11 protein-coding genes are annotated in these 12,288 nt (G+C 42.5%); 10 read left to right on the forward strand and 1 reads right to left on the reverse strand.

The window, feature by feature from the left end:
* The first annotated feature begins 17 nt into the window (after nucleotides 1–17).
* The 5 genes from C9J47_RS17080 to dam all read left to right on the forward strand — a co-directional run bounded on the left by C9J47_RS17080 (nucleotide 18) and on the right by dam (nucleotide 5,998).
* Nucleotides 18–1,721, forward strand: coding sequence for a type IV pilus secretin PilQ (locus C9J47_RS17080; protein ID WP_107254590.1), 1,704 nt, complete (start codon nucleotides 18–20; stop codon nucleotides 1,719–1,721).
* A 163-nt stretch (nucleotides 1,722–1,884) separates the two neighbouring features.
* Nucleotides 1,885–2,403: a shikimate kinase AroK gene (aroK, locus tag C9J47_RS17085; protein ID WP_006233850.1), complete on the forward strand. Its 519-nt coding sequence runs from the start codon at nucleotides 1,885–1,887 to the stop codon at nucleotides 2,401–2,403.
* Nucleotides 2,404–2,426: 23 nt separating this feature from the next.
* Nucleotides 2,427–3,506, forward strand: coding sequence for a 3-dehydroquinate synthase (gene aroB, locus C9J47_RS17090; protein ID WP_107254591.1), 1,080 nt, complete (start codon nucleotides 2,427–2,429; stop codon nucleotides 3,504–3,506).
* A gap of 14 nt (nucleotides 3,507–3,520) precedes the next feature.
* A complete protein-coding gene (locus C9J47_RS17095) occupies nucleotides 3,521–5,047 on the forward strand; it encodes an SPOR domain-containing protein (RefSeq protein ID WP_107254592.1) in 1,527 nt (508 codons plus the stop codon).
* A gap of 114 nt (nucleotides 5,048–5,161) precedes the next feature.
* Entirely contained in the window at nucleotides 5,162–5,998 is an 837-nt protein-coding gene (gene dam, locus C9J47_RS17100) for an adenine-specific DNA-methyltransferase (protein WP_107254593.1), read from the forward strand.
* A gap of 8 nt (nucleotides 5,999–6,006) precedes the next feature.
* Here dam and C9J47_RS17105 read toward each other — a convergent pair whose 3' ends face one another.
* On the reverse strand, nucleotides 6,007–6,222 hold the full coding sequence (locus C9J47_RS17105) for a DUF2970 domain-containing protein (RefSeq protein ID WP_107254594.1): 216 nt from the start codon (nucleotides 6,220–6,222) through the stop codon (nucleotides 6,007–6,009).
* 152 nt (nucleotides 6,223–6,374) lie between these two features.
* Between C9J47_RS17105 and rpe the strand changes: the two genes are divergently transcribed.
* The 5 genes from rpe to C9J47_RS17130 all read left to right on the forward strand — a co-directional run bounded on the left by rpe (nucleotide 6,375) and on the right by C9J47_RS17130 (nucleotide 12,159).
* Nucleotides 6,375–7,049 (forward strand): ribulose-phosphate 3-epimerase, encoded by a 675-nt coding sequence (gene rpe, locus C9J47_RS17110; RefSeq protein WP_107254595.1) that lies wholly within the window; start codon nucleotides 6,375–6,377, stop codon nucleotides 7,047–7,049.
* A 2-nt stretch (nucleotides 7,050–7,051) separates the two neighbouring features.
* Entirely contained in the window at nucleotides 7,052–7,741 is a 690-nt protein-coding gene (locus C9J47_RS17115) for a phosphoglycolate phosphatase (RefSeq protein ID WP_107254596.1), read from the forward strand.
* A gap of 105 nt (nucleotides 7,742–7,846) precedes the next feature.
* Nucleotides 7,847–8,866 (forward strand): tryptophan--tRNA ligase, encoded by a 1,020-nt coding sequence (gene trpS / locus C9J47_RS17120; protein ID WP_107254597.1) that lies wholly within the window; start codon nucleotides 7,847–7,849, stop codon nucleotides 8,864–8,866.
* A gap of 261 nt (nucleotides 8,867–9,127) precedes the next feature.
* On the forward strand, nucleotides 9,128–11,473 hold the full coding sequence (locus C9J47_RS17125; RefSeq protein WP_107254598.1) for an ExeM/NucH family extracellular endonuclease: 2,346 nt from the start codon (nucleotides 9,128–9,130) through the stop codon (nucleotides 11,471–11,473).
* A 107-nt stretch (nucleotides 11,474–11,580) separates the two neighbouring features.
* On the forward strand, nucleotides 11,581–12,159 hold the full coding sequence (locus C9J47_RS17130; RefSeq protein ID WP_107254599.1) for an aminodeoxychorismate/anthranilate synthase component II: 579 nt from the start codon (nucleotides 11,581–11,583) through the stop codon (nucleotides 12,157–12,159).
* Nucleotides 12,160–12,288 lie beyond the last annotated feature (129 nt).

A 12,288-nucleotide genomic window follows, 5' to 3' on the forward strand; every position in this document is an offset into this window, starting at 1 on the left:
GAAGAGGCGCAAAGTTAATGAGTCGGATTTTATTTATTCCCAATGTTTTAAAGCATTTATGTTTGCTTATCGTTTGTATATTGCCATTGGCTGTTCCTGCAACAGCCACGGTGCTTATTGATAATCAAGTAAAAGTGATTGATTTTAAAAGGGATAAAAAAGGACAAGGTGTGCTAAATGTCCAATTTGCAAAATCGCAATCTTTAGTTGATATACGCCAATCCGGTAAACAGCTATTTGTTGACATCTTAGACACGTCGATCAGTGATGAAATGATTTATACCTTAGATGTTGCCGATTTTGCGACTGCGGTAAATTCAATCGAAACCTTCAAGATAGAGAAAGGAACACGATTAATCCTTAAAATGAACAGTGCTTTTCGTTACGACTACACCCTGAAAGGTGCGCAGTTTAATGTGATGATTACGACTGAAAAGAAGACAAAGACCAAAAAAGAAGGAATTGCTTATAAAGGTAAACCTATCTCGATTAACTTCCAAGATGTGCCGGTGCGCAATGTTTTACAGCTAATCGCCGAATATAACGATTTTAATTTAGTCGTCTCTGATACGGTGCAAGGTAACGTAACATTGCGTCTTGATGACGTGCCATGGCCGCAAGTGTTGGATATTATCCTGCAAGCGAAAGGGCTGGATAAGCGTGTTAATAATTCAGTGGTCTTGGTGGCACCTAAAGCTGAGCTGGCTCAAAATGAACAAAAAGCGTTAGAAGCGAAGCGCAAAGAAAATGAATTAGCGTTATTGCGTTCCGAGCTTATTCAAGTCAACTATGCAAAGGCGGTTGACCTCGCTGATTTACTAGAAGGCACTGATGATGGTATTAGCATGCTATCTGAACGTGGTTCGTTACACGTTGATGATCGAACGAATTCAATCATCATTAAAGATTTACCAAGCAGCATTGAGAGTATCAAAGACATTATCAGTGCTTTAGATATTCCGGTTAAACAAGTGCAGATTGAAGCGCGTATCGTGACGATTAATGAAGGGGATGTTGATGAGTTAGGGGTTCGCTGGGGAGTCTCTAAGCACAATGGTAACTTTACGTTAGGTGGGTCAATTGAAAGCAATTTAGGCTCGGTTGGTTTACTGAAAGATGATGTCAGCGTGGATGACTTTTTGAATGTAAATTTAGCGGCACAAAAAGCAGGAGCATCATCAATTGCTTTCCAAGTTGCCAAGGTTGGTGATATTTTGCTCGATTTGGAGCTGTCGGCACTACAATCTGAATCTAAAGCTGAAATTATTTCAAGCCCAAGATTAGTGACCACAAACAAGCAGACAGCTTATATTGAACAAGGAACAGAAATTCCGTATTTGGAGGCATCTTCGAGCGGTGCTGTATCGGTTGATTTCAAAAAAGCGGTACTGAGTTTGATGGTGACGCCACAGATTACCCCAGACAATAAATTAGTGCTCGATCTGGTTGTAACACAAGATGAACCTGGAAAAACCGTGGTTACGGGCATTGGTGAAGCCGTTTCAATCAATACTCAGCGCATTGGAACCCAAGTTTTGGTCGAAAATGGTGAAACAATTGTACTGGGTGGGATCTACCAACATCAAGTGAACAAAAGTGTCACTAAAGTGCCATTATTGGGGGATTTACCGTATTTAGGGGCACTTTTCCGGCATTCTTTGGAAGAAATGGGTAAGCGTGAGCTATTGATTTTTATCACTCCTAAGATAGTTTTACAGTAATCTTTACTATTGATTCACTCTAGCTATTGCCAAGTGGCAGTCAGTCCTGAGATAATTTTCGGTCTTATCACGAATTATATGTGAGGAACTTGGCGCCTCGGGCTTATTTATTGATGGCCTGCGGGCGGTGTCGTTTTATTAACCGCGCGTAAAATTGCTAACAATGGCTGAAAAACGAAATATTTTCCTGGTCGGACCTATGGGTGCCGGCAAAAGTACTATTGGTAGACACCTTGCACAACAGTTGCACATGGAGTTTTTTGATTCTGATACCGTTATCGAAGATCGTACCGGAGCTGATATAAGCTGGGTATTCGATGTTGAAGGTGAAGAAGGCTTCCGTGTTCGCGAAGAAGGTGTTATTGACGATCTGACTCAAGAGCAAGGTATTGTTCTCGCGACAGGTGGTGGTTCTGTTATCAGTAAAGAGAACCGTAACCGCTTATCTGCTCGTGGTGTTGTTGTTTATCTTGAAACGACAATCGAGAAACAGTTAGCACGTACTCAACGAGATAAAAAGCGCCCGTTGCTTCAAACGGATGCTCCACGTGAAGTACTTGAAGCTCTTGCTGCAGAACGTAATCCAATGTATGAAGAAGTGTCCGACTATGTTGTACGCACTGATGATCAGAGCGCCAAAGTAGTTGCTAACCAAATCATCAATATGCTTGAAGAGCGTTAATTACTAAACAAGAGAAGCTGACCATGGAACGGATCAACGTCAATCTAGGTGACAGAAGCTACCCTATCTCTATCGGCGCCGAGTTGTTTAACACCCCGGCGTTGTTTGCGTCTGCAATAAGTGCAGGACGACGTGTTGTTGTGGTCAGCAATGAAACTGTTGCACCACTTTACGCAGCGCAAGTGATGGCTACTATTCGTGCTTTAGAGTGCGAAGTATCATTATTAGAATTACCGGACGGCGAGCAATATAAAACCTTAGAAACATTTAATCAGATCATGACATTCTTACTGCAAGGTAATTATGGTCGCGATGTGGTGATGGTGGCACTAGGGGGCGGCGTCATTGGTGATGTTGTCGGTTTTGCTGCTGCAAGTTACCAACGTGGTGTTGATTTTGTTCAAGTACCAACGACATTGTTGTCTCAGGTCGATTCATCAGTAGGTGGTAAAACTGCTGTGAATCATCCTTTGGGCAAGAATATGATTGGTGCGTTTTATCAACCGAAAGCGGTAGTTATTGATAATCAGTGTTTGAAAACATTACCAGCCCGTGAGTTTGCTTCGGGTATGGCTGAAGTGATCAAATATGGCATTATCGCTGACTATGAGTTTTTCGTTTGGTTAGAACAGAATATTGAAAAGCTACAAGCTTTAGACAATGAGGCCTTGTCTTATGCAATTGGTCGTTGTTGTCAGATTAAAGCTGATGTTGTTGCTTCTGATGAAAAAGAGTCTGGTGTTCGTGCCTTGCTCAATTTAGGTCATACATTCGGTCATGCAATTGAAGCTGAAATGGGCTACGGAAACTGGCTACACGGTGAAGCTGTTGCAGTGGGTACTGTGTTTGCGGCAAAAACTGCTCATGAGCAGGGTTTGTTATCAGAAGAGGATGTTATCCGTATTGCCCGTTTGCATGAACGAGCACAGTTGCCAATAAGTAAACCGACGTCGATGGATTATGATAGCTTTATCAAGCATATGATGCGTGATAAAAAAGTTTTATCCGGTCAATTGCGCCTCGTTTTACCAACATCTATCGGTACTGCTGAAGTTGTATCAGATGTACCACACGACGTTTTACGCCGTGTGATTAATGCATAAATTTGTCGGCGGTCATGACCAACGGCAGTAATGCTCGAGAGTTGGATCTGGATAGTCAGATCCAATTGCTTTCGCGCATTCAATTTTTAACCCGCTTTAATTCCAATCTTATTCAAATTACTGGCACAGAAGGTGCGGGTAAAACGTGGCTTGCTCAGCACTATATTGAACACTATTCTCAAAACTGTAATCAAGCCTTGTTATTATGTCATCCTGCTCAAACGGATAGCCAACATCGCTCGATCGTGCTTAAACAGTTAGTTAATCAGCCGCTATTCAATGATCAAGATCCATTAATCCAAAGCCTTGAGCGGATGCTTGAAGGCCATCGTTCTGATGTTTTGCTGATTATTGATGATGCCCATTTATTAAGCCCTGTATTGATTGCTGAACTTTGGGCTGTGATCACTCGTGCCCAAAGTGAGCCATTATGGCAAATTAACGTATTACTCTTTAGCCAAACAGGACGACTCAATAAATACTTAGATCAGGTCTCTCATGGGCAGGGGCAAATGCCACTTGAACTCGAAATCTCTGATTTAACGGAACAAGAAGTGCAAACCTTTGTCGAAGTAGTGTTGTCTAGCGATGCGTTAGATGCAAATGGAAGACGTGAATTAAAGGAAAAAGCCGCCTCGGCTGAGCCCAAACCTCGCGCGTTGATGCAACTAAATAATACGGATAACAATATGGCTAATTCTTCATCACGGACTCTCTCTCCGCTGGCATTACTTGTAGTCATGTTAGCAATATTAACTGCCGGTGTAGTCTTTTGGTTTTTCCCTGCGAATGATGAGCCAGCACAAAGTGCAAATAACACGATCGTTACCGATACTGCAAAAGAAAACCTGAAGACGGAGCATTATGATGACGCTGATACCGCTCAGTCAGCGACCATTGCTCCGCAGCAGGCTAAAAAAGTCGCGTTGAGTTCGTCAGATAGAGCGATAGATGACGCCCGTGTGTTACCGCAAGAAATATCGAGTGAAGGGCTAACGGTTGGGCGTAATGACGATAGTCAACGTGTTGTTGTACCTTCGCAAGTGGTTGACGCTATGTTAAGTGGGCAAGCCTTAGGGACGAGTGGACAAGAAGCGCTCGCTCAGCAAGCCGCTACTCCCGAAACAACGCAAAGCAATACAGATATAAATACCAATGATGTCACAACGGTATCTAGTGATCCCGTTACTCCTCAACAGAAAGCGGCAGCACCAGTATTATCTGTTCAGCAAAAAAAATCAGCTGCATTAGGTGAAGAGCTCAAAAACGTTGATTCTCGCCATTACACCTTGCAGCTTGCAGCATTACAATCTCTTAGCACCGCACAGAAATTTATTGCTGAACATAAAATTCAAAATATTGCGACTTTGTATGAAACCCGTCGAAAAGGCGAAGCATGGTTTATCGTTATTACGGGTAATTATAAAGATATTGTGACGGCAAGGCGTGCAGAGCTGTTATTGCCAGATAGTGTTCAAGCGGTACAGCCTTGGGTTAAATCGTACGCACAAATTCATCGTGAAATAGATCAAGCTAAATAATCGTAATATCCTTGCTGTTTGAGCGTAGTTATTTCCGGTAATAGGTACAGACAAGGTAATAAATGAGGTACAATCCGCAACCTTTCGTGGTGGTATAGGTAGTAGGTTAGCTGAATGAAGAAGCATCGTGCATTTCTGAAATGGGCTGGGGGTAAGTACTCTCTAGTCGAGGAAATTCAACGCCACCTGCCACCTGCGCGTAAATTAGTTGAGCCTTTTGTTGGGGCGGGGTCGGTATTTTTGAATACTGATTTTGAACAATATCTATTGGCAGATATCAATCCAGATCTGATCAACCTTTATAACATTCTTAAAGATGATCCAGAAAAGTACGTTGAAGATGTACGAAAACTTTTTACGCCTGAATATAATCAGAAAGAAGCTTATTTAAAAATCCGCGAAGAATTTAATAAAACCCAAGATCCTTACGTGCGTTCGTTGTATTTCTTGTACATGAATCGTCATGGTTTTAATGGCTTATGCCGTTATAACAAAAAAGGAGGGTTTAACGTCCCATTCGGCTCTTATAAGAAGCCTTATTTCCCAGAAAAAGAAATGTACTTTTTTGCCGAGAAAGCAAAGCGAGCGACATTTGTTTGTGAAGGGTATCAGCAGACGTTTTCTCGTGCTCGTAAAGGTTGTGTCGTGTACTGCGATCCTCCTTATGCCCCTTTATCTACGACGGCTAATTTTACGTCTTATGCAGGTAATGGCTTCAGCCTTGATGATCAAGCCGATTTGGCCGATGTAGCAGAAAACGCTGCTACAGAACGTGAAATTCCAGTGCTTATTTCTAATCACGATACTAAATTAACGCGCCGTTTGTACCATGGTGCAGATTTGTCGGTGGTGAAAGTGAAGCGAACCATTAGTCGTAATGGCAGCGGGCGCAATAAAGTGGATGAGCTATTAGCGTTATTTAAATCACATGAAAGATCATCTAATAATTGAATCGTTCGCTAATGTGTTGCGGTAACCGATAGCGTTATCGTAACCAGCAAGGCGACAAAAATCCCTATTGCAATAATACCGCCAATAATAAAAGGCCAAGGACTTTGCTGGCTAAAGTCTTGTTGGCGATTCCTTTCTGATTGCACCCCAAATAAAGCTGCAATAACACTAATTGCTAAGCTGATTTTCCGTTTCTTTGGTGATGTTCTATTATCTGAATCCATTCAATTTTTCCTTCTGATGTGCCCATTCTCTCTTTATTCTTTTAAGCATAGTCACAAAACCTAACTCGATCGGTTAAGACATCGTTAACAGGATCGGGTAGAATTGCGCCGATTTTACCGACCGTATCGTATGTAACGTATAGAGGCTGAACATGAAGGACTTTTTGATCGCTCCATCTATCTTATCTGCAGATTTCGCTCGTCTTGGTGAAGACGTTGAGAAAGTATTAGCTGCCGGTGCCGATGTGGTGCACTTTGATGTGATGGATAATCACTATGTACCCAATCTGACGTTTGGTGCGCCAATATGTAAAGCATTACGTGACTACGGCATTACCGCGCCGATTGATGTTCACCTAATGGTAAAGCCAGTGGATCGTATTATTCCTGACTTTGCTAAAGCGGGTGCAACAATGATTACTTTCCATGCTGAAGCGACAGAGCACTTAGATCGTACTTTGCAGTTAATTAAAGAGTGTGGCTGTCAGGCGGGTGTTGTATTTAACCCTGCAACTCCACTTCATCACCTTGATTATGTAATGGACAAGATCGATATGATCTTACTGATGTCAGTTAACCCTGGTTTCGGTGGTCAATCATTTATTCCAAATACATTGGATAAGCTACGTGAAGTACGTCAGCGTATCGATGCATCAGGTTACGATATCCGTTTAGAAATTGATGGTGGTGTGAAGGCTGATAATATTCGTGAAATCGCTGAAGCGGGGGCAGATATGTTTGTTGCCGGTTCTGCAATCTTCAACCAGCCTGATTATAAAGCGGCGATCGATGAAATGCGTGCAGAGCTTGCAAAGGTTGAGCGTTAAGCATGAAGCAATTTGAAGGCATTAAATTTATTGCTTTTGACCTTGATGGAACGCTGCTTGATAGCGTTCCTGATTTGGCTGAAGCTGCTGATAAAGCGATGCAGGCATTAGGTCGTGATAGAGTAACCGTCGAGCAGGTAACAAGGTGGATTGGTAACGGGGCTGATATTCTGATTGGTCGTGCGCTTAGTCAAAGCCTTGAGCTTGACCCAGAGCTTGATCCTGCACTTCATCAAGAAGCACGAGCATTGTTTGATCGCTTTTACGATGAAGGTGGTCATAAGAAAAGCCACTTATATGCAGGTGTAAAAGAGACACTGGCAGCTTTCCATCAAGCCAATATTCCAATGGCAATTGTGACCAATAAACCTGCTCAGTTTGTACCGCATTTGCTCGAGCAACATGGTATCAGTGAGTTTTTTGTTGATGTGATTGGTGGTGATACCTTCCCATTGAAAAAACCTGACCCGTTTGCGTTGCACTGGTTGATGGAGAAGCATCAACTGGCTGCTTGCGAAATGCTGATGATTGGTGATTCTCGTAATGATATTCTGGCAGCACAGGCAGCAACATGTCGTGTTGTTGGTCTTACTTACGGTTACAATTACGGTCAGCCTATCAGTGCTAGTAACCCAGATGTTGTGTTAGATCAGTTCAGTCAATTAATCGACGTGGTTAAACTAGCTTGCTAGTACTGCTGGTCTGTTCCGGTTAAACTAGGCATCAAGTAAACATATTGAATTCTGTTAGCGGCTTGAGTGTCGCTGAATATTTTAGGTAACAAAGGATCCCCCATAATGAGTAAACCCATTGTTTTAAGTGGCGTGCAGCCTTCCGGTGAATTGAGTATTGGTAACTACATGGGTGCGCTGCGTCAGTGGGAACAAATGCAAGATGACTTCGATTGCCAATATTGTGTAGTCGATCTTCATGCAATTACCGTTCGCCAAGATCCAAAAGCACTGCATGAAGCAACGTTAGATGCTTTGGCTATTTGTCTTGCTGTTGGTGTTGATCCAAAGAAGAGTTCGTTATTTGTTCAGTCTCATGTACCAGAGCATGCTCAGCTAGGTTGGATTCTAAACTGCTACACCCAGATGGGTGAGCTTAATCGTATGACGCAGTTTAAAGATAAATCAGCCCGTCACGCGAATGACGTGAATGTTGGCTTATTTGGCTACCCAGTATTAATGGCTGCCGATATTCTGCTTTATGGAGCACATAAAGTACCTGTAGGCAGTGATCAGAAACAGCACCTTGAGCTAGCGCGTGATATCGCAACCCGTTTTAATAATTTATACGGTAGCGAAGACCAGCCGATTTTTGAAGTGCCTGAACCGTACATTCCAGCGGTGAATGCGCGGGTGATGAGCCTACAAGATGCAACAAAGAAGATGTCAAAATCAGACGATAACCGTAAAAACGTTATTACGCTGCTTGAAGAGCCAAAATCGATTCTGAAGAAGATCAATAAAGCTCAAACAGACGCACAGAATCCACCAAGTATTATTCACGATATCGAAAACAAAGCCGGTATCGCCAACCTTATGGGTCTGTACTCAGGCGCAACAGGTAAAACATTTGCTGATATCGAAGCACAATATGCTGGTGTTGAAATGTATGGTCCTTTCAAGAAAGACGTTGGTGAAGCCATCGTTGCAATGCTTGAGCCCGTACAAGCAGAATACAAGTGTATTCGAGCAGACCGTGCCTACATGGATGCCGTCATGAAAGCGGGTGCTGAAAAAGCCTCTGCACGTGCTGCAGTGACATTAAAGAAAGCCTACGAAGCAGTAGGATTTGTTGCTCGTCCATAACTGACTAGCTGTATATATAAAAAGCCATGAAGTGATTCATGGCTTTTTTTATACCTGTTGTTTCTAGCTGTATATTCATTAAGCGATTGATTTTGCATTCTGTTGAAAATGAATGAATTTATTGCATCAATGTCTAGTTGCGATTAATTGCATTTAGCTATGACACTTGTTTGTCGGTTTTGTCACATTAATGGCATGTAACTTTGTTAAATAATGCACACCTTTTAAGACATCAAACACATAAATGTAAAGGATTGCACAATGCGCATGCTTAAATTAAGCCCTTTAGCCATCGCGGTTGCGCTGGTTAGCGTAACCTCACACGCATCAGACTTTTCGTGTGAAGAGCAAACATTAACGCCTATTTATTCGGTTCAAGGTGATGGTAGTTCTAGCCCGTTAATTCCGGATGGTGAGTACATTAGCCCTGATGCGTACTTCGTCAAAGGCGTTGTTACCAAGTCGATGAGCAGCCTGTATAAAGGTTTTTTTATTCAGGATGCGGCTGGCGATGACAACGAAGAGACATCAGATGGCATTTTTGTTTACACCGGTTCTGCCCCGAGTGCTGATATACAGCCGGGGATGGAAGTGTGTGTAGAAGCCAAAGTGAAAGAGCATTACGGCATGACCCAGCTTGTCGCTCAAAAAGACAAGGTTGAAGTTGGGCATGAAGTGAGCCCGATCATTGCGACCAATATTACAGTGAGAGATGGCGAAACACTGGTTGAGGCAATGGAGCGTTATGAAGGCATGCTGGTTCGTCTAGCACCTGATAGTAACTTGCAGATCACCCGTAATTTTGGTTTTGATTACGGATCTTATCGTAACAACATGTTGTTATCGCATGAAGCGCCATTGATCAAACCGACTCAGCTTTATGTTGCGGGTAGTGAAGATGCAACAGCTCTTGCCAAGCAAAATGCGGAAAACAAACTTTATATCGATACTGATGAAAAAACACCTAATGGTGTCATCCCTTATTTTCCTGGTTTAGATGCAGAGCAAGGTTATATTCGAGTGGGCGATCAGCTCGTGAACCTCGAAGGTATTATTGGTTTTAGTTACGGTCAATATCGCTTAATTCCAACCAATAATATTGAACCCGCAGACTTTATTCATCAGAACGATCGTACTGCAGCCCCTGTAGAGTACATTGGCGGTAATATAAAAGTCGCCAGTTTCAATGTGCTGAATTTATTTACTAGTGCCAGTGAGGTTGGCGGAGACTTGAATGCTACATGTAGCGACCAAGCGGATGCCGATGCTGCGAAAGGCTGTAATCGTGGCGCTAAAACCTTAAGTGAATTTTCATTACAACGCACCAAAATTGTTAATGCATTGAAAGCTATGGATGCCGATATTCTTGGCATTATGGAAATGGAAAATAATGGCTTTGGGGCAAATAGTGCGATTGCCAATTTAGTCACTGAATTGAATTTGCAATTTAATGATAGCGCTGATCATTACGCATATATTGAAATTGCTGATGAAGATAAAAATCAAGGCAAGTACCTTGGCAGCGATGCCATTATGGTGGCATTAATTTATCGCCCAGCCAAAGTGACACCAGCTGATGACGCTCAAGTTATCCGCATGCCTGAACAACACATTACCGGTAATAACCCTGACGGCGAAGCAAAGCAGCTGGATAAGTATCAACGTGATAGTTTGATGCAGACGTTTAAGATTGTAGGCACAAAGAAAAAGAAAGAAACCCTTTCAGTTGTTGTGAATCATTTGAAATCAAAGGGTTCAGGTTGCTACGAAGATTGGATTAACGGTGAATATGAAGATGATCCTGCGGATCTTCAGGGGCACTGTAATGCATTCCGTGTATCAGGTGCGATGACATTAAGCCAAGAGCTGAAAAAAGTGAAAGGTGATCTGTTAGTCATGGGTGATATGAATGCGTATGGGATGGAAGATCCAGTACGTGTGTTAACAGACTACAAGCCGAAAAAAGCAGAACGTAAAATTATGTCGGCATCAGGCACGTCGATTGCTGGGCAACCATTACATGCAACAGGTATAGAAGCTGGAAAAGGTTTAGGGCTTATTAACTTAGCATCTGAATGGCATGGCGATGATAGTTATTCATACAGTTATGGCGGTGAGTTAGGCAGCCTAGATCATGCATTAGCGAATAAAAGCTTAAAGAAAAAAGTGGTTGGTATTGAAGATTGGCACATTAACTCGGTTGAGAACTCATTGTTTGAATATTCAGGTAAGTACAGTGGCTCACTGGCTAAATCTGAAGGACCGTATTCAGCGTCTGATCATGATCCCGTTATTATCAGCCTGAAATATAAAATGAAAAAACTGGGTTTTACGCTGAAGATTCAGAATAAAAGTCGCCAGCCTGTTTATCCGGTCTTCAATACTTGGTATTGGGACAGCACTAAGCCATGGATGATGAATGGGGACAAGCGCACGTATACTGAAAAAGATCGTTTCCTTAAACACGTAGGCATCAAAGCGGGTGATGCTGTCGATCTTAGCATTCTTGCTTATGGCGTCTATGACGTACCTTGTACTTTCACGCCGCTGGTTTTGGAAGGAAAGCTAAAGGCTGTTTATAACGGCAACTCGTGCCGTATTCAGTAAAGAACTTTTAATGATTTAACTTAAAAAGGCAAACTCAAGCTATCTTGGGCTTGCCTTTCTTATTTCCTATAGCAAAATAGAGCGCCAAACCATACTGGGTACTTGCTATGCTGCTAATCATCGATAACTATGACTCTTTTACCTATAACTTGTACCAATACTTCTGTGAGCTAGGTGCTGACGTTAAAGTTATACGTAATGATGAAATCGATATTGCTGGCATTGCGGCGTTAAATCCCTCTCATCTGGTTATCTCTCCAGGCCCCTGTACACCAGATGACGCGGGTATTTCGTTACAAGCGATAGAGTACTTTGCCGGAAAATTACCGATTCTTGGTGTCTGTCTGGGTCATCAATCGATAGCACAGGTATTTGGTGCACAAGTCGTGCGTGCTCGTCAGGTAATGCATGGTAAAACATCGCCTATCATTCATACCGATGCCAGTGTATTCCATACCCTCAATAATCCATTAACGGTAACGCGTTACCACTCTTTGGTGGTAAAAACCGATACCTTGCCGGATTGCTTTGATGTGACGGCATGGACAGAGTGCGACGGTGAATTTGATGAAATTATGGGGATTGCCCATAAAACGTTACCGATCGAAGGGGTGCAATTTCATCCTGAAAGCATTCTGACAGAGCAAGGTCACCAGCTATTAGCCAACTTTTTAGCCCGTCGCTAAAGGTGTTTTTATCCTACAAAATGAAATAAAAAGCGTCATTCTGGATTTATTTTTCATTTCTCCTGTCTCATAATCGCGATCTTCATCACTTTATTTAACATTTCATTATCTTTTTCTGCTGAGTATCTC

Origin of the sequence: Photobacterium indicum (genome assembly GCF_003026215.1) — a bacterium.
GTDB classification, from domain to species: domain Bacteria; phylum Pseudomonadota; class Gammaproteobacteria; order Enterobacterales; family Vibrionaceae; genus Photobacterium; species Photobacterium indicum.